Below are 17,892 nucleotides of genomic sequence, written 5' to 3'. Positions count from 1 at the left end.
CCTTTACCTGAATATTCGCCTTGTCAAATATCTTTCATGTTATCTTTTTTGTTCTATGTATCTTTTATTTACTAAATATAATTCTCTAATTCATAATGCTTTTCAATGGTTTGCAAGGCTGATTTTTGCTTTTCATTTAAGCGTGCGTGCGACATTTCCTTAAAAATATCATTTGAAAAATCAATTTATTGAATTGAAAACTATTGACTCTCACGGAACGTCATAGATTAAAGTTATCTTATCAGGAACAGGAGGTCAGCAGTTATGAGGACAGTAAAAGAAATATCAGATTTAACAGGTATCAGCGTTCGCACGCTTCACTATTATGATGAAATTGGATTGTTAAAGCCAACAGAGAAAAGTGATGCGGGATATCGGCTTTATGACGATAAGGCATTGGAAACATTACAGCAGGTTTTGTTTTTCCGTGAGTTTGATATTCCCTTGAAAGAAATCAAAACTGTTATGGACAACCCGGCTCTTGAAAGAAACCAGATTCTGCAAATGCAGAGAAAAATGCTGGTAGCAAAGAAAGAACGTATGGAACGTCTGATTGCCAGCATTGATGACATTCTGAAAGGAGAGAATAGAATGGATTTTGCAATTTTCAGTAAAACAGAAGTGGAAGAAATGTTTCAAACTATGCTTGAACATATGCCCGACAATATGAAAGAACTTGCTATCAAAGAGTTTGGAAGTGTTGAAGAATGGAAAAAGCATTATATTGAGGTAGTCTCATCGGAAGAAATGCAGAAAGGCTATGCCAAAGTTGTTGAGTGGTATGGAGGAAAAGAAAAATATTTATCAGTAGTTAACAATCCTATTAGCAAAGACGTAGCTGAAAGTTACAACAAACGAATAGAAGCAGTTTTGCAAAGGCTAATTGCAAAAAAAGGTTGTGATGTAAATTCTTTGGAAGTTCAAGAAATCGTTGAAGAGTATGGCTTACTTATGAAACAGTTATCACAAATAAAAGAAGAACAAGGTTTTATGCTGGCACAGGCACAGTATTATCGCAACGAAAGAATTAAGTCTATGACTGATGAGAAATATGGTAAAGGTACCGCTGATTTCTTAGTACAAGCTATTGAAGCATTTTACAAGTAAAAATACGGTTTGTGAATGAAAAACCTTTGAACACTTTTTGAACACCCAGACCGTGATGAAGTCCTCAAAGCCCCTTTCTATCAGTATTTGTGATTGCTTAAAATGGTTCGATTCCGGTCTGCGGCATTATTTAAAGGTAAAGGAAACGTTGAATTTACAAGCGTTTCCTTTATTTCTTTATAGGAAAGTTCTCCTTTCGGAGAACTTGGGGACTAAAATAGCCCGCTCAAAAGCGGGCATAGTGAATCAGACGGTTTGGATTAAAAGATGTAAAAGCCCTCTTCACCAAAATCGTCATCATCAAGGTTATCAAATTCATGTAAGAAATAATCCATATCCAGAAGTTCGTCGTCACTCATGTCATGGACTTCTTTAGAAGTCATACCTTCTGGTGGATTTTTAATGTACTGTTCCCTTAGTTCCTTTGCGAGTTCTGCTTCTGTTATACGTTTCATAGTGTGGCCTCCGTTCTTAAGATATATTGAGTTTATCATGAGAAAAGAGGTTTTGGAAGATATGAAAACGAGGCAGGCGAACGACATCTATGTTTTTGCATAGCCTTTTCGTATAATTCATGCAAAGGAACAGGATTATGATTAAAATATAGTTCTAAAAATAGCATGGTTTTTCCACAGTTCGGACATTTTAAAGGATCGTAACCAAAAGAATGTAAGATTGAATCACGCCACCTATTGAGTGAAAGAAAAAAGTTATGTTTTTCTCTGGAAATGGCTTTTCGTAAAAAATTGTCAGAATTACGGTGACGAGCGTAAATACCATAATAGCGAATCATTTTAAAATGTTTTTCAGGGATGTGTTGTGTTAAGCGGTCAATGAATTCCAAAACAGGAACAGTTTCTGTAATAAGTTTATTGTCTTCATGACGGTTGTAATGGAAGGTGACAAAATCACCATCGTAAGAATCAATGCGAGAAGTAGCAATAACAGGTCTGCCAAGATAACGACCGATATATTTGATAACCTGAGAAGGATTACACTTGTTAGGCATGGCGCGAACATAAAAACCATTTTTATCTTTTGCATAGATAGCAGATTTTACTTTTTTGAAAGCTGGACCTATTTTTTGATGGAGTTCATTTAAAAGAGCAGTTTGGAACGCATCACGTAAAAAATGATAGTTAAAATGTTTGAAGTGTCGCCAGGAAAGAGTATTACCAACACCACCTTCAGAAACAAGGCAGTGAATGTGAGGATTCCATTTTAAATCTCTGCCAAAGGTATGAAGGACGCAAATAAATCCAGGAGTAAATAATTCAGATTTATTTTCTTTATGGAACATACGAGAAATCACGCTGTTGACTGCCGAAAAAAGGCAGTTAAGAAGAGAACGGTCTTTAAGAAAAAAAGGCCGCAAAGAATCATCAATGGTAAAAACACAATGCCGATGTTGTACATCAATAATCTTAAAAGACATAGCAGTAGTTCTGTCAATGGAATACATGTTACCACAAGTTGGACAGAAGCGAGAATGACAACGAAAAGCAGTAAATTTGAAATTACCACAATTGGGACAAATATACATGGCGCCACCATAAGATGGATCGCCACAATGAATCATTTTTTCTACATTCTCAACAATAGCATCACGAGGATGTTGAAGATAAATCATTTCTTCATAATGTTCGATAAAAATTTTTTGTAAGATATTCATAAGACCATTATGAAGCAAAATGAAGCAAAAAGAAACCCCTATCCCTCATGATTGAGGGGCAGGGGAGTTGAAGTGTCGAAGACACTATTTTTATTATAAAATGGATATCATTCGCAAGTCAGCCCTTAGTCATTCATAGTCTGTTCAAACTTGGTTAATGTGTAAACGTCAAACCATACGCCTGACGTTTACTTTTAATCTGTCTCAGAAGATGATTCTCTGGAATCATGGAATCTATATCAAGGATTATTATTTGGATTTGTCCGTTTTGTATTCCCATCATAAAAAGTAACCTCCTGCAATTGATATAATAAGTATACCATACAGAAAGTCATTTTTCTTTAGTTTGTCAACAGGTCCACTAATCTTATATTTATTCAATTGTCTACTTGACGGGATGCACACCAAATGACTCCTGCCCACTTTTTTGCAAAGTCCAATAAATGAAAGCATGTTGCGGGTGAGGTATTTGCTTTTGTGATAAATAATATTCAGATTTCGAGTTAACGGGGTTTTAAACGGCAGGTAATTGACGTTATGTTCTTCAATATCTCTTTTAATTAAAAGATAAGGAAGAACAGCAACACCAAGATTCATAGAAACTCCTTTTACAATAGCCTGAGTACTGGAACTTTCCCATAAAGGGTTTACATGAATATTTTTTAAAGAAAAGCAGGCGTCCAGAATTTCTCTCCCGGCACTTCCTTTTTCACGCATTAGAAATGGACGTGAAGCCAGTTCTTCAAGGGTAATATACGCCTTAGAAGAAAGTGGATCTTCGTTTGGAACGATTGCGCAAAGATTATCTTTCATAAACGGTTGAGAGAGAATCTCGGGATGATCAGGCTGGTTTTCAATTAACCCAATATCAATTTTATTATCTAAAATATGTTGTTCGATCGTGGCTGATTTATTTACAGTTACCTTGATTCTGAGATAGGGAAAGTCTTTCTGATATTCCTTGATTAATCCAGGAAGAATGTGTGTACCGATTGTAATGCTAGCACCGATACGCAGAGTTCCAACATTATCCCAGTTTTTTATACGCTGCGCCATTTCATTGAAGAGAGAGACAATATGAATTGCATAGCTGTAAAGTTCTTTTCCCGCTTCTGTAGGGGTAATCCCACGCCCGATCCGGTCGAATAGTTGAATTCCATAATATTCTTCCAATTCTTTTATTACCAGACTGACAGAAGGCTGTGCAATGTGAAGTGCATCAGCAGCTTTGGTAATACTGTTGTACTCATATACAGAAACAAAAATATTCAAATGCCGTAATGTCATAAGCGTTCCTCCTAAAATACATAATGAAAAAGTTATCTATTTCATATAATAATAGTATTTTACATAAGTGTCAACCGAGGATATACTAAGAGACGGTGAAGGGAGATAAGATAGTTATGAAATGTAAGAAAAAAGTACTATGGAAAATATTTATTTCAACATTATATTTAAGTGCCTTTACATTTGGCGGTGGTTATGTAATAGTTACGTTGATGAAAAAGAAGTTTGTAGATGATTATCACTGGATTGAAAAAAATGAAATGCTGGATCTGGTAGCGATTGCGCAGTCATCACCAGGGGCAATCGCGGTGAATGGAGCAATTGTGGTGGGATATAAGCTGGCGGGAATGTTGGGAACGCTGGTTGCAATTGTTGGAACTATTATTCCGCCATTCCTGATTATATCTGTGATATCTGTTTGCTACAATGCATTTCGGAGTAACTATCTTGTGAGTCAGATGCTGGAAGGAATGCAGGCGGGAGTTGGTGCAGTGATTGCTTCAGTGACTTATGAAATGGGAGCAGGAATTGTTGAGAGTAAAGACGCATTATCTTTACTGATCATGGCAGGTGCATTTGGAGCGTCCTGCATTTATGGCGTGAATGTAATATATATAGTCATTACTTGTGGAATGATTGGAGTAATCCGGACTTTCCTTGTAAGGAAAGGAGCACAAAAATGATTTATCTGCAGTTGTTTTTTAGTTTTTTACAAGTTGGTATGTTTAGTTTTGGTGGAGGATATGCAGCAATGCCGCTGATTCAGGGGCAGGTTGTGACGGCGCATAAGTGGCTCAGCATGTCAGAATTTACCGATCTGATTACGATTTCGCAGATGACACCTGGACCGATTGCTGTTAATTCAGCTACGTTTGTTGGAATCAAGATTGCGGGAATTCCAGGTGCTTTGGTGGCAACCTTTGGATGCATCTTACCATCCTGTATTATTGTTACAGTTATTGCGAAATTGTATCTGAAATATCGGAATATGGCTATGCTGCAGGGAGTATTGAACTCTCTAAGACCGGCAGTGGTTGCGATGATTGCCTCAGCAGGAATTTCTATTTTAATTACTGCTTTTTGGGGAAATGCAGCAGCCATTGCACTGGCAGGAACAAAATGGAGTCTGGTCGTGATTTTTGTGGTATGCATCGTATTACTTCGGAAAATCAAGATGAATCCAATCTGGGTTATGGTTCTGGCAGGGGTTATGAAGGTTGGAATATCATTCATTGGAGGATAAAGAATGAGGAATATAAGTGTATTAGTGAAGCCGGCATCCGGGATGTGCAATATGACATGTGATTACTGTTTTTACTGTGATGAAGCAGCCAAAAGAGAGCAGGAATTCTATGGAATGATGAGTGAAGATACTCTAAAGAATTTGATTCGCAGAACAATGCTTCAGGCAGAAGGTGTTGCGAGCTACACCTGGCAGGGCGGAGAACCGTCACTTCGTGGACTGGAGTTTTTCCGGAGGGCAGTCTGGTTTCAGAAAAAATATAATCGAAACCATGTACGGGTGATCAATGCATTTCAGACAAACGGATATGCAGTTACAAAGGAATGGTGTGAATTCTTTAAAGAAAATCAATTCCTGGTTGGATTATCAGTAGATGGTACTGCCAGGATACATAATTCTATGCGTCACAGTAAGAATGGGGAAGATACGTTTGAGCGGATAAATAAGACTGCAAAGTTACTGGATAAATATGGTGTGGAGTATAATATTTTAACAGTGGTAACACCAAAGATTGCTGAAAATATAAAAGAAATTTATTCGTTTTACCGGCAGCAGGGATGGCATTACCAACAATATATTGCCTGTCTGGATCCATATGGAGAAGAACATGGAAAAACTGCATATTCAATTAAGCCAGAACAGTATGGAAAGTTTTTGATGGAACTATTTGGGTTATGGTATGAAGACCTGAAAAAAGGATGTCATCCGTATATCAGACAGTTTGAAAATTATGTGGGGCTGGCAGCAGGGTATATGGCTGAGTCCTGTGAACAGAGGGGGCAGTGTGGAATTCAGTATGTAGTGGAAGCGGATGGCAGCGTGTATCCTTGTGATTTTTTTGTGCTGGACGACTTTTACCTGGGAAATCTGAATACGGACATTATTTCAGAGATTGATGAAAAACGTAAAGAGTTAGGATTTGAGGAACGTTCAATGGAGCTTGATTTAAAATGTAAAAAGTGCAGGTACTACAGACTTTGCGGAGGCGGATGTATGAGAAACCGGGAGCAGGGGGACTCCGGATATTTGAATTACTTTTGCGAAGGATATCAAATATTTTTTGAACATTGTTATGAACAAATCATGGAACTTGGAAATCGTGTAAATTGTTGATGGTTTATGAGAGAAAAAGTGCATATTGCTTATAATTTTGTGCATGTACAGACAGGCATAACATTTTTATAATCAATAGTAGAACAAGTAAACGAAACTATCAAGAGGTATGAAAATGCTGAAAAAATAAAATAGTGGACTGAATATTAATCAGCCCACCAGTCGGGAGTATTTGAAGTAAGCAAAGACTGCTGGAATTCTTTTGGAGGAATTCCGGTAGTCTTTTTAAATACTCGGCTAAAGTAAAGGGAGTCGGTAAATCCTACCATTTGAGCAATATCTGATAAATTCATGGAATTAGTAGCAATCAATTCTTTTGCCTTTTCTATACGAAGTTCTGTGAGATATTTCATAGGAGCACTCCCCATACGTTTCTTGAAGAGATGTGAGAAATATCCGGTACTGAGTTTACAATACTCTGCCATAGACTCTATGTTCCAGTCATCCATATATTTCTGATTCAACTGGATTACAAGGCGGTTTATGGAAAAATCATTCTCAAGAGGAGAGAGAATCTGCTGATGAGAACGTGCGATGGTAGCAAGAATCTGTAGGAAATTACTTAACACCATCTCTTCAAAATAGGGTTTCTTTATTTGTAATTCGATAATTATTTCCTGAAATAGCGTTTTTAATAAACTATGTTCACCGATATAACAGTTATGCAGGTTGTATTTTTGGATTATTTCTTTACATTCATTTCCAGTGAAGTGTATCCAATAGATTTCTGGATGTTCTTCAAAATAATAAGAATAAGTTTGAGGCTCATGTGGTCGGAACAGCAGAATATTTCCGGCACTCAGATTTTCCCATTTTTTGTGCAGGTAATAATGTCCAGCTCCTTTATGGATGTAGATTAACTGGTAATCTACACGACCAGCTGCACGATTCTGCGTATAATCCTTAGTTTTAAAGATCTGCATGCCACAGCAATTTACAGACAGTGAAGCGGAATGATCTTCAAAGCCAATGGATCTTCGTTCGTTTCTAAAGTGACCTGATACGTTAATCATAGAGGTCCCTCTCTTTCGCATATATTCATATTCAAATACTGTCAAGATAGCAGGCGTTTGCCTTTGGTTTCTGTAAATTCAGATCTTCTATGATAATTAATGGGGCTTGACGGCGGATTCCGCTGTCAAGTCCTTGGTTAATACATATCAGAAATAAACTGGTATGTCAAGAGCGGCCGGAAGATAATCCATAATCCGGGCATGCATTTAGTCTTGGCATTCCGGCGGTTTTTGCTACTCTGGCATCCTTTCCGGATACATGATTGCGAGTTCACCCCTTACCTTCCCCCCAATACCGTATTTGAAGCCTTATACAACAGAAGGTTTTCTTGAACCACGTTCTGTGAATGAGTCAAAAGTATTGACAACTTCACAGGCACTTATCTTTTTCACATAATTCCTGAGAAGCCAAAAGTAAATCCGTCCATTGATATTTTTTTAATCTCTTTCGGATCTGTCTTAGTTCTTAGAATGTTTCTGTGTATATATAACCATTCGTTGACGTTGGTATTTCTGCTGTGATAAGATTGACATGCAAGGATTCTCCCTTCGTTTAGATTATTATCGAAGCGAATCCTTGTTTTTTTATGTTACCTATCTATTGTATCCCAACAGCAAGCGCTTGCCTTTGGAAAAGCAGAATCGTCCATACGAAACACATAATCTGATATAGGAATACTACAATCGGGGTACTATACTGAGTATGCAATTAAGTGACGGGCAGAATCAATCATAAATTGAAATCGAGGAGGATGAAAGATGAAAAAGCAAGTGATATTTCTGATGACAGATACGACCAGGAAAGATATGGTGGGATGCTATGGAAATCCGAAAATGAAGACACCAAATCTGGATCGTCTGGCAGAAGAAGGTATCCGTTATGAAAATGCATATACCTGTCAGCCGGTGTGCGGTCCAGCAAGAAGTGCAATTTTTACTGGTACATTTCCACATACGAACGGAATGGTAACGAACAGTATTGCAATGGGGGATAATGTTAAAACAATTGGACAGAGATTGCACAATCATGGGATTTCATGTGGGTATATTGGAAAATGGCATCTGGATGGATCTGATTATTTTGGAAATGGGCGATGTCCAGAAGGATGGGATCCGGAATACTGGTATGATATGAAAACATATCTGGATGAGTTGACGGATGAGGAAAAAGTAAGGTCCAGAGATCCAAAAGAATGTTATAAAGATGGTTTCTCAGAAGAATTTACTTATGCACATCGTTGTTCAGACCGTGCGATCAAATATTTAGAAAACCATCAGGACGAAGATTTCTTTTTAAGTGTATCCTATGATGAACCACATGGACCATCACTTTGTCCGGAGCCGTTTAACCATATGTTTGATGGATTTAAATTTGAAAGTTGTCCGAACTTTCAGGATGATCTTTCAAAAAAACCATTTATGCAGAGACTTTGGTCGGGAAAGAATCTGCATGCAACTGAAGATGAAATTAACCAGCCGTCAGATGGATTATCACTGTTCTTGGGATGCAATTCCTTTGCGGACTATGAAATTGGAAGAGTTTTAGATAAAATCCGGGAAGTTGCACCAGATGCACTGGTCATTTTTACTTCGGATCATGGCGATATGCTAGGTGCACACAGATTATTTTCTAAAAATGCAGCGGCATATAAAGAAGTCGCAAATATTCCATTGATTATTAAAGGTGGGGAAAGGGGATATGTAGAAGACGCAATGGCATCCCATATTGATATTGCACCAACGATTCTGGATTATTTTGGACTCCCGATTCCGAAATTACTGGAAGGAAAGAGTATGCTTCCACAGATTAAGAACCCGGAGAAAGAAATTAATGATGTAGTATTTACAGAGTTTACAAGATATGAGATAGATCATGATGGATTTGGTGGACTGCAGATTATGAGAGCAGTAATGTCTAAACGTTATAAACTGGTCATCCATCTTCTGGATACAGATGAATTCTATGATCTGGAAAATGACCCATATGAGATGAACAACCTGATCGAAGATAAGAAGTATATAGAAGAGCGCAATGCATTACATGATAAACTGATTCAGCATATGAACGATACGAGAGATTTATACCGTGGATATCAGTGGAGTATGCGTCCGTGGAGAACCGATTTTATTCCAGACTGGGAAAATGAAGGATATACAAGACAGCGAGAGAATGAAGAATATGAACCAAGACAATTGGATTATGATACCGGGCTTCCGATGGAAGAAGCAGTAAGAAAAAAATGTTAAATGAATAGGGGAGTGAACACGATGGAAGAAAAGAGATATTTAAAATGGTATAACAAAGTAGGATATGGCTCCGGCGATATAGGAGGCAATGTGGTATTTGCATTCTTATCTTCGTTTATTATGATTTACCTGACAAATACTGTTGGATTAAAGGCTGGTGTAATTGGTTCGCTGATCGCAGCATCGAAGGTACTCGACGGTGTTTCGGATGTTATTTTTGGTTCAATGATTGACCGTACACATACCAAGATGGGAAAAGCAAGGCCATGGATGTTTGGTGCATATTTTGGATGTGCAATTACACTGGTTGCAGCATTTTCAGTTCCGACTACATTAGGAAAAACTTCTCAGTATGCATGGTTCTTTATTACTTACCTGTTATTAAATGCAGGATTTTATACAGCAAATAATATAGCATATTCCACATTAACAGCACTGGTAACAAAGAATTTAAAAGAACGTGTGCAGATGGGATCTATCCGCTTCATGTTCGCATTTGGTACAAGTTTTCTTATTCAGACAATTACAGTAGGATTGGTTAAGCAACTTGGCGGGGGAGCAGAAGGCTGGAGAACAATCGCAATTATTTATGCGATTATTGGCTTGATTTCTAATACACTGACTGTATTTTCGGTAAAAGAACTTCCAGAGGAAGAACTGAGAAATGGAGAGGAAAAATCCGAAGAAGAAAAATACAGTTTGATTGAATCTATTAAAATGTTAATACATAACAGATATTATATCGTAATTCTTGTTGTTGATATCCTCAGACAGACATATTCGGCAATTATAAACTGTGGAATTTACTATATGACATACGTACTCGGAAAAGCAGAACTGCTCGGAACATTTTCTGGAGCGATAAATCTGGCGCTTATTATAGGTCTTGCGTTTTTACCGGCAATGGTAGCAAAATATAAAGGATATTATAAGTTGAACTTCTCTGGATATTTGATTGCAGCAGCTGGACGTGGAATTGTGATCATTGCAGGATATATGGGAAGTGTTCCTCTTATGCTGGTGGGTACAGCGATTGGAGCGATTGGTATGGCTCCATGGCAGGGAAACTTAAATGCATTAGTAGCTGAGTGCTCTGAACATACATTTTTACAGTATGGAAAGAGAATTGACGGAACGATGTATTCCTGTACTTCTATGGGATTAAAAATTGGTAGTGGACTTGGCACAGCAATTGTGGGATGGTTACTTGACTTTGGTGGTTTCGATGGAAAACTGGCAGTACAGTCACAGTCTTGTATTAATATGCTTCACTTTATGTATCTGTGGCTCCCAATGATTATTAATATTCTGGTAGCTTTACTGCTTACACAATTGAATGTAGAAAAAGCAAATCAAAAATTAAGAGAACAGAAAGCGATAGAAGCAAAATAATAAGTGGTTAGTAAGATAGGGTTCGTAGAAACTTATTCGCTCCGGCAGTCATGTAGACATTAACAAGTTGGTTGCAAATATCCGAAAATAGATCTTTATTTCTCATTTGTTAAACCAAGCATATAATCTGCGGAAACGTTATAAAACTGGCAGAGTCTGATAATATATTCTACTGGCATGGAACGTTTGCCAAGTTCGTATTGGGAATAAGTAGTCTGACCAATGCCGAGATAATCCGCGATAGTTTTCTGTGAAAGATCGCTATCTTCTCGCAGCGCCCTAAGACGATCTCTATAAATCATATACAAGTCTTCGTGATACGTCATACAAATTCCCTCCTATCGGAAACATATTATTATACTTGAACCAATCACGTTGAGATTTAACTCAAAATGAGTTATCATATATTAAAAAACAGTAGATGGTGGTATAAATATGTGTATGAATAAGATAAGGATTTCTTTAAGCAAAATTAAATATTATATACGCGTAGTATTTGCGTACGGGACAAGGACTAATCGTAATCATGGCCTTTCTTTTAATGGATATATGAAGATGGCCAGGAGGATGCTGGAAGAGGACAGGATCGTTGAATATACGGAATTTATGGAGCGGTATCCGGAGTATGCCAGCCTGGAATGGGAGTATTTGGAAAAGTATGTCATTCCGGAAGAGGGCGTGGAGGAGACGGAGTATAAGGAGATGTCGGAAAGAGTCTGGGAAAATATTAAGAAAGAGATCAAGAAACAGGATGAATAGCATGCATACATACAGGAGGAGATTATGGAGACACGCGAGATACTGGAAAGGTTAAAGAAGGGGGAACTGAGCCTTGAGGAAGCAGAAGGCGCCTTGAGACGCCAGCCTTTTGAGGATCTGGGGTATGCCAAGCTAGATACCCACAGGAAGATACGCTCCGGTTTCCCGGAAGTCGTATTTTGTGCCGGAAAAGCAGATGCGCATCTCCTTGCGATCTTTGGCAGGCTGTATGAGGAAGAAGGGGAAGTCCTTGGCACCAGGGCATCCAGGGAACAATATGAACTGATAAGGAGCAAATACGCACAGGTGCAGTATGATGAGACGTCAGGAATACTGAAGATAGAACATGAGGGAAAGGAAAGAGCAGGCCGCATCTCCGTCTGTACGGCAGGCACGGCAGATATTCCGGTAGCGGAGGAAGCGGCCCAGGTGGCCGAATATTTTGGCGCCTGCGTAGAGCGCGTTTACGATGTGGGAGTAAGCGGGCTGCACAGGCTGCTCGCCAGGCTGGAGACCATACAGCGGGCCAATTGCGTGATCGCGGTGGCCGGCATGGAAGGCGCTCTTGCCAGCGTTATCGGAGGCCTGGTGGATAAGCCGGTTATTGCCGTCCCGACTTCGGTTGGCTATGGCGCCAGCATGCATGGACTGTCGGCCCTTCTGACCATGATTAATTCCTGCGCCAATGGCATCTCGGTGGTGAATATTGACAATGGATACGGGGCGGGCTATATTGCGGCCCAGATAAACAGGCTGGGATTAAGAGGAAGGCAGGAAGAGGAAAGGGAATGAAAAGGAACGAAGAGAAGATGCAGTGCCTGAGAAGACAGATGGAAGGCTATGCCAAGAAGGACGTGATCGTTGCATTTTCCGGCGGAGTGGACAGCAGCCTGCTGCTGAAACTTGCCTGCGAAGCGGCGTTAAAAAGTAATCGGAAGGTGTATGCAGTCTTCCTTCATACGGCGATGCACCCGTCTGGTGACGCGCAAAGCGCCAAAAGGGTTGCCGAAGAGATTGGGGCTGATTTCAGGATACTTAAGATTGATGAACTGGAAACCGCGCAGATTGCGGACAATCCGACAGACCGGTGCTATCGCTGCAAAAGGCATTTGTTTGAGCAGATCCAGGGCGAGGCCGCTAAGCTGCAGGCAGGATGGATAATGGAAGGGACCAATGCGGATGACCTTAAGGCCTATCGCCCGGGTATCCGCGCGATAAGAGAACTGGGAATCATCAGTCCTTTGGCGGACGCCTGCATTACCAAAGAAGAGGTCAGGCTGCTTGCGAAAGAATATGGGATCTCCGTAGCGAAGAAGCCTTCGACGCCTTGCCTGGCCACCAGATTCCCTTATGGAACCAGGCTGACTTATGCGGATATGCGTAAGGTGGAAGACGCAGAGTCTTATCTTAAGGAACTTGGGATTTACAATGTACGGGTCAGAGTTCATGGCGATATTGCCAGAATCGAGGTGGACTGCCAGGCTATGGACGTGGTCATGGAATACAAAAAGGAGATTGCAGAATATCTCAAGAGCCTGGGCTATGTCTATATTGCGCTTGATCTGGAAGGATTCCGGTCTGGGAGCATGGATCAGAATATAGAGGCTCATGATAGGGAGGATTAAGATACTAATATGATTATTATAGCCGGAAAATGTGAAGCAGATATGTCAGAAGACGGAAATGTTTCTAAAGAATCTTAAAAAAACGGAAGAAATTATTGGAAAAATATATCCTGCATGTACCGAAAGAGATGTACTGGCAGGATATAACGCAGCAGGAGGGATTTGAACCCCCGGAGCCTTTCGGCTCTTCTGCTTTCGAGGCAGACGCCTTCAGCCAACTCGACCACTGCTGCATAGTGTATGGCTTCGGATGGAAGCCACGTACTGATTATAGCATAAGAGATTCGTCTGAGGGAATACCTAATGTAAAAATTATTCATTTTTTTGCACAGAGAGAGAGCCGGCACTTATGCGCCGGCCCGAAAGGGGGATGAAAAAATCTATGTAAATTTTACGTATTGTTAGGCGAAGTCCGGTAATCATACAGACACCTCAGTACGACTACCGTCTTCTTTAATTGATAAGTTTATTATAAGGAATAAATGTGACGTAAGTATGTCAACAGTCAGAAAAATTTCTAAAGATTCTTAAGAAAATCATAAGCCAGGCAAAAGGCCTGTTAAGGTTTATGGATCCAGCACCGATTGCATGTCCTCGGGAAGCGGCGCGATGAATTCCATATCCTCCCCGGTAATTGGATGAGGGAATGAAAGCTTATGGGAATGAAGCGCCTGTCTCCCAATATATTCCATGTCAGGATTATACAGATAATCTCCGATGAGAGGGTAGCCCAGATGTTTCATATGAATGCGTATTTGATGTGTGCGGCCAGTCTCCAGGCGAAGTGAGACGAGGCTGTGTCCGTTCTTTTCATCTACGACGCAATAATGGGTGATGGCTGTCTCTCCCTGCTCCCAGTCTACGGTGCGCTCGATAATGGAGCCGGGCTTTCGTGATAAAGGAGCATGGATGGTTCCGGCAGAGGGCGTGATATGGCCTCTGCAGATTGCCAGGTATTCCCGGTGAAGCATCCTGTCGGCGGCCATGGACGACAGAACATTGCCGCTTAGCATATGCTTGGAGACAACGGTGAGTCCGGAAGTATCCCGATCCAGCCGGTTCGCGCACCGGAATACGAAAGCCTTCCCCTGTTCCTGATAATACCAGGCAAGGGCATTGGCAAGAGAATTCCTGTAATTATTCTGGGAGGGATGGATAGGCATTCCGGCAGGCTTATTGATGACGATGATGTCCTCATCCTCGTACACAATATCCAGAGACAGGTTTACCGCAGGAATATTTTTGGAGGATTCATGTTCCTGTATGTGGATCACCAGTTCGTCACCAGATGTAAGACGGCGGTTCAGATGAAGCCACTGGCCGTTTACAAGCACGCTTTCTTTCATTTTCTTTAACTGGGTGAGATTCTGAAGCGAGTATCCTCTGCGCAGGAGAAACTGCTCAATCCGAAGCCCTCCCTCGGAAGGGCCAATCTGATAAGTTAATATTCTGTCCATATTCCGTCCCCCATATTTCGCAGACATCCGTTAGGCATATCTGCGTATTCTTAGTGGTATATCCAGCGAGGCGGCCAATTTCTTGCATGCCTCGATTTCCTCCTTGGGCAGCACATCTACAATCGTAAGTTTCACCGAAGGAATTTGTCCTTTGCATTCCGTTGCGAATTGAAGGAGTCCTTCAAACGCGTTGTCAAGCTGTGGGCGGGAAACTTCATTATACTGCTCGCTGGTAGGCGCATTCAGGCTGATGGATACGGAATCTACCGCTTGTGCAAGAAGGGGAATGACATCTTTTCCATAGTATAGGTTTGCCAGCCCGTTGGTGTTCACCCGGATGGACAGTCCATATTTCTCTTTTGCATATTTTGCCGAAGCGACCAGGTTATCGATCGCGCAAGTGGGCTCTCCATAGCCGCAGAAGACCAGTTCCTTATAGCCGGCAAAGTCAAAGGCGTCCATAGCTTCCTTGATCTGCTCAAGTGTGGGATCAGTCTTGTGCCAGAGAGTGTCTGCATCGCCTACGCCGTCTTCGTGGCTTCGGATGCAGAAGCGGCAGCGGCAGTTGCATTTGTTGGTAATATTAGCATATACCTGGTCTTTGTAAGTGTATAAAATATCAGCCATCGTATATCCTTCCCTTCTGTAATCTTAGTGATTGCTGAATAAAAACTGCTGTGTCTTGGCTTTTATATGGATTCGGTCAAGCGCTGCCGCGGTAAGAAGAAAGATAACCGCGCTTCCGCCGGACTGTATGGCGCTTCCTGCAAGAGAAGCCAGCGGCGCTGCAAAAGAGCCGAAGAGGATGCCCTCCGCCAGATAGTAGCCTGTTGCGGACAGGAAAAGGGCAGGGAGCGGAGCGATTATATTGCGCATCTCCAGCATCTTTGTGCTATGGCTGGTAAATGGAAGCGTGATAAGCATCTTGATCAATATGGTCGCGGGCGCCCACATTGGCGCGGTCATGAGATCTGCAAGCCCGCCCCCGATCGCCGCTGCGGCCAAGGCATACGGACGGGGCAGGAGGACGGCGGCGATATAGATCAGAGCATCTCCAAAGTGGATATATCCTCCGTTCGCTCCATAGGGTATGTGGAAAATATATGCGGTCATCAAGGCGATCATTGCTGCGAATAGGCCGGTGACGGTGATGAGGGCAGCGGGCCTGTTGGTAGTTTTCATAATTCATCATCCTTCCTTATGATTAAAAAAATTGTTACATTCCGGAATTAGGCAAGACAGGTATTTCTCGTAGTTTACGCCATCATTGCGGGGGATTCCATCTGCTACGGTATCCTTGATGGCCAGTTCCAGAAACTGTCCGGCAGTTTGCATAATGTCTGGGAGAGGAATGCTTCTGGCCATCCCCGCGCTGATACAGGAGGCGAATAAATCCCCAGTGCCCGAGTAGCTTCCGCCAACATAAGGCAGAGAGCAGAAAAAAGAATCCTTATGATTCATATATAGGTTGCCTACCTGCTGCGTCCCGTCAGCATCCGTGAAATTGATTCCGGTGACGACGATGTCACGGGGGCCGTCTTGGCAGAACGACTGGCCCAATGCGCGGATGGCGGACAGCTGCTGGTCTATCTGTGTAAAGTTGGCGATCTTGTTATAATCCGCTTCCGCCAGAAGACAGAATTCCGTAAGATTAGGGGTAATGATATCTGCCCTCATAGCAAGCCTTCTCATCTGTGCCAGGAGGGACGGAGTAAAGATAGAATAGGTACGTCCATTATCCCCCATTACTGGATCTACCAGCAGAAATGTATCCGGGCTGTCGAAGGTGTCTATGAAGTTGAAAATCTGCCGGATCTGCGCTTCTCCGGCTACAAAGCCGGTGTATATGCCGTCGAAATGCTGCCCCATCTTCTTCCATTCGGCGCGGTAATGCTCCATCTTGTCTGTGTAGTCATCACAGTAGTAGCTGGGATAGCCGGTCTGTGCAGTCAGGATTGCGGTTGGAAGCGGGCAAGCCTGGACGCCCATGGCAGAATGGACGGAGATGGCCGCAGTGAGAGAGCAGCGGCCGAATCCGGACAAATCATTGATTACAGCGATCTTTTTCGTCAAGTCGGTTCACATCCTTTAATGTATTATAGATTGCAATTGCTTTTCTGTAGACTATACTATCACTAAAGTGGATGGCTTAAAAAGTCCAGATACAAAGAAAACAAACAGGCCAGTTTTTTGAAAAGTTTCTATTTACTTTTAAAGCAATACATGATATAGTAATAAATGTAATCGGGTAATGTATGAATCGGACCTATGTTTGTAAGTCGTTTCCACATGATTTACGAATAAAGGCCGTTTTTTTATTATCCAAAAAGCACAAAATTAGAATATGGAGGTACCGCTTAATGAACAATGGTACAGTAAAATGGTTTAACTCAGAAAAAGGATATGGATTTATTACAGGAGAAGACGGCAAAGATGTATTTGTACATTTTTCAGCTATTATGTGCGATGGATTCAAGACTCTTGAAGAAGGTCAGGCAGTGACTTTTGATGTAGAGGCAGATCCAAAAGACAGCAGAAAGCTGAAAGCAGTTAACGTTTGTACTGTTTAGTCGTTTATAATATACAGAACGATCTTTTTCAGGGCAGAGTTATCTGCCCTGTTTTTATATAAAGCATACTTTTCCTCTTTTTTATAAAATGATATTGACATTAAGGACAAACTAGGATATAATTAATTTCGCTGTGAAAATGATTCATAGTCGTGTGGGCGTAGCTCAGCTGGATAGAGCGTTTGGCTACGGACCAAAAGGTCGGGGGTTCGAATCCTCTCGCCCACGTCAGGCAAGACCCTTGCAGGTACATTCTGCAAGGGTCTTTTTGCGTCGGAATAATGCCGGACATTTTTAATGATTTCAGTTCGTTAAATATATATTTATAGCGCAATTAAATTGCAGAAGGATTATAATTAATTAAAGAGATGATGATATAATAAGAAAATTGACTGAGGTGAAGAAAA

The 17,892-nt window shown here is 41.1% G+C and carries 19 protein-coding genes and 2 tRNA genes; 11 read left to right on the top strand and 10 right to left on the bottom strand.

Annotated elements, in window-relative coordinates; translation table 11 throughout:
* The first annotated feature begins 264 nt into the window (after positions 1–264).
* A complete protein-coding gene (locus tag HDCHBGLK_RS01925) occupies positions 265–1,107 on the top strand; it encodes a MerR family transcriptional regulator (protein ID WP_004604975.1) in 843 nt (280 codons plus the stop codon).
* A 260-nt stretch (positions 1,108–1,367) separates the two neighbouring features.
* Here the strand turns inward: HDCHBGLK_RS01925 and HDCHBGLK_RS01920 are convergent, their stop codons facing one another.
* The 3 genes from HDCHBGLK_RS01920 to HDCHBGLK_RS01910 all read right to left on the bottom strand — a co-directional run bounded on the left by HDCHBGLK_RS01920 (position 1,368) and on the right by HDCHBGLK_RS01910 (position 4,066).
* Positions 1,368–1,562, bottom strand: coding sequence for a hypothetical protein (locus tag HDCHBGLK_RS01920; RefSeq protein WP_004607984.1), 195 nt, complete (start codon positions 1,560–1,562; stop codon positions 1,368–1,370).
* 35 nt (positions 1,563–1,597) lie between these two features.
* On the bottom strand, positions 1,598–2,779 hold the full coding sequence (locus tag HDCHBGLK_RS01915) for an IS91 family transposase (protein WP_039909242.1): 1,182 nt from the start codon (positions 2,777–2,779) through the stop codon (positions 1,598–1,600).
* 279 nt (positions 2,780–3,058) lie between these two features.
* A complete protein-coding gene (locus HDCHBGLK_RS01910) occupies positions 3,059–4,066 on the bottom strand; it encodes a LysR family transcriptional regulator (protein ID WP_004605692.1) in 1,008 nt (335 codons plus the stop codon).
* A gap of 116 nt (positions 4,067–4,182) precedes the next feature.
* On the opposite strand from HDCHBGLK_RS01910, the gene HDCHBGLK_RS01905 reads away from it, so the two are divergent.
* The 3 genes from HDCHBGLK_RS01905 to HDCHBGLK_RS01895 are packed head-to-tail and all read left to right on the top strand — an operon-like array spanning position 4,183 to position 6,422.
* The gene (locus HDCHBGLK_RS01905) at positions 4,183–4,749 is read left to right on the top strand and encodes a chromate transporter (protein WP_039909402.1); all 567 of its coding nucleotides are present in this window, start codon (positions 4,183–4,185) and stop codon (positions 4,747–4,749) included.
* Entirely contained in the window at positions 4,746–5,309 is a 564-nt protein-coding gene (locus HDCHBGLK_RS01900) for a chromate transporter (protein WP_004605694.1), read from the top strand. Before HDCHBGLK_RS01905 ends, HDCHBGLK_RS01900 begins: the two co-directional genes overlap by 4 nt.
* A gap of 3 nt (positions 5,310–5,312) precedes the next feature.
* Positions 5,313–6,422 carry an anaerobic sulfatase maturase gene (locus tag HDCHBGLK_RS01895; protein WP_004605695.1) on the top strand — a complete coding sequence of 370 codons (1,110 nt, stop codon included), beginning with the start codon at positions 5,313–5,315 and terminating at the stop codon, positions 6,420–6,422.
* Positions 6,423–6,568: 146 nt separating this feature from the next.
* On the opposite strand, the gene HDCHBGLK_RS01890 is transcribed toward HDCHBGLK_RS01895, so the two are convergent.
* Positions 6,569–7,435: a helix-turn-helix transcriptional regulator gene (locus tag HDCHBGLK_RS01890; RefSeq protein ID WP_009248855.1), complete on the bottom strand. Its 867-nt coding sequence runs from the start codon at positions 7,433–7,435 to the stop codon at positions 6,569–6,571.
* A 759-nt stretch (positions 7,436–8,194) separates the two neighbouring features.
* On the opposite strand from HDCHBGLK_RS01890, the gene HDCHBGLK_RS01885 reads away from it, so the two are divergent.
* On the top strand, positions 8,195–9,682 hold the full coding sequence (locus HDCHBGLK_RS01885; RefSeq protein ID WP_004605697.1) for a sulfatase-like hydrolase/transferase: 1,488 nt from the start codon (positions 8,195–8,197) through the stop codon (positions 9,680–9,682).
* A gap of 21 nt (positions 9,683–9,703) precedes the next feature.
* Complete coding sequence (locus HDCHBGLK_RS01880) at positions 9,704–11,074, top strand: MFS transporter (RefSeq protein WP_039909403.1); 1,371 nt, start codon at positions 9,704–9,706, stop codon at positions 11,072–11,074.
* A gap of 95 nt (positions 11,075–11,169) precedes the next feature.
* Here HDCHBGLK_RS01880 and HDCHBGLK_RS01875 read toward each other — a convergent pair whose 3' ends face one another.
* Positions 11,170–11,400, bottom strand: a complete 231-nt coding sequence (locus tag HDCHBGLK_RS01875; protein ID WP_004605699.1) for a helix-turn-helix domain-containing protein — start codon at positions 11,398–11,400, stop codon at positions 11,170–11,172.
* Positions 11,401–11,629: 229 nt separating this feature from the next.
* On the opposite strand from HDCHBGLK_RS01875, the gene HDCHBGLK_RS19185 reads away from it, so the two are divergent.
* Genes HDCHBGLK_RS19185 through larE form a run of 3 tightly spaced genes read left to right on the top strand, consistent with a single transcriptional unit; the run spans position 11,630 to position 13,458 of the window.
* Positions 11,630–11,833, top strand: a complete 204-nt coding sequence (locus tag HDCHBGLK_RS19185) for a hypothetical protein (protein ID WP_233440671.1) — start codon at positions 11,630–11,632, stop codon at positions 11,831–11,833.
* Positions 11,834–11,857: 24 nt separating this feature from the next.
* Positions 11,858–12,625, top strand: coding sequence for a nickel pincer cofactor biosynthesis protein LarB (gene larB / locus HDCHBGLK_RS01865; RefSeq protein WP_004605701.1), 768 nt, complete (start codon positions 11,858–11,860; stop codon positions 12,623–12,625).
* Positions 12,622–13,458 (top strand): ATP-dependent sacrificial sulfur transferase LarE, encoded by an 837-nt coding sequence (larE, locus tag HDCHBGLK_RS01860; protein ID WP_004605702.1) that lies wholly within the window; start codon positions 12,622–12,624, stop codon positions 13,456–13,458. The genes larB and larE overlap by 4 nt, the downstream gene beginning before the upstream one ends.
* Before the next feature lie 147 nt (positions 13,459–13,605).
* Here the strand turns inward: larE and HDCHBGLK_RS01855 are convergent.
* The 5 genes from HDCHBGLK_RS01855 to HDCHBGLK_RS01835 form a co-directional block, all read right to left on the bottom strand.
* Positions 13,606–13,691, bottom strand: a tRNA-Ser gene (locus HDCHBGLK_RS01855).
* A gap of 333 nt (positions 13,692–14,024) precedes the next feature.
* Positions 14,025–14,915 (bottom strand): RluA family pseudouridine synthase, encoded by an 891-nt coding sequence (locus HDCHBGLK_RS01850; RefSeq protein WP_039909405.1) that lies wholly within the window; start codon positions 14,913–14,915, stop codon positions 14,025–14,027.
* Positions 14,916–14,945: 30 nt separating this feature from the next.
* Positions 14,946–15,542, bottom strand: coding sequence for a TIGR04100 family radical SAM protein (locus tag HDCHBGLK_RS01845; RefSeq protein WP_004605704.1), 597 nt, complete (start codon positions 15,540–15,542; stop codon positions 14,946–14,948).
* 24 nt (positions 15,543–15,566) lie between these two features.
* Positions 15,567–16,097 (bottom strand): TIGR04002 family protein, encoded by a 531-nt coding sequence (locus tag HDCHBGLK_RS01840; protein ID WP_004605705.1) that lies wholly within the window; start codon positions 16,095–16,097, stop codon positions 15,567–15,569.
* Between the two features lie 6 nt (positions 16,098–16,103).
* Entirely contained in the window at positions 16,104–16,988 is an 885-nt protein-coding gene (locus HDCHBGLK_RS01835; protein WP_009248849.1) for a pyridoxamine kinase, read from the bottom strand.
* 287 nt (positions 16,989–17,275) lie between these two features.
* On the opposite strand from HDCHBGLK_RS01835, the gene HDCHBGLK_RS01830 reads away from it, so the two are divergent.
* Positions 17,276–17,485: a cold-shock protein gene (locus HDCHBGLK_RS01830; RefSeq protein ID WP_009248848.1), complete on the top strand. Its 210-nt coding sequence runs from the start codon at positions 17,276–17,278 to the stop codon at positions 17,483–17,485.
* A gap of 154 nt (positions 17,486–17,639) precedes the next feature.
* Positions 17,640–17,713: transfer RNA gene (locus tag HDCHBGLK_RS01825), tRNA-Arg, on the top strand.
* Positions 17,714–17,892: the final 179 nt, after the last annotated feature.

Origin of the sequence: [Clostridium] scindens ATCC 35704, from assembly GCF_004295125.1 — a bacterium.
Taxonomy (GTDB): Bacteria; Bacillota; Clostridia; order Lachnospirales; family Lachnospiraceae; genus Clostridium_AP; species Clostridium_AP scindens.
This window is presented reverse-complemented; position numbering and strand designations above follow the sequence as displayed.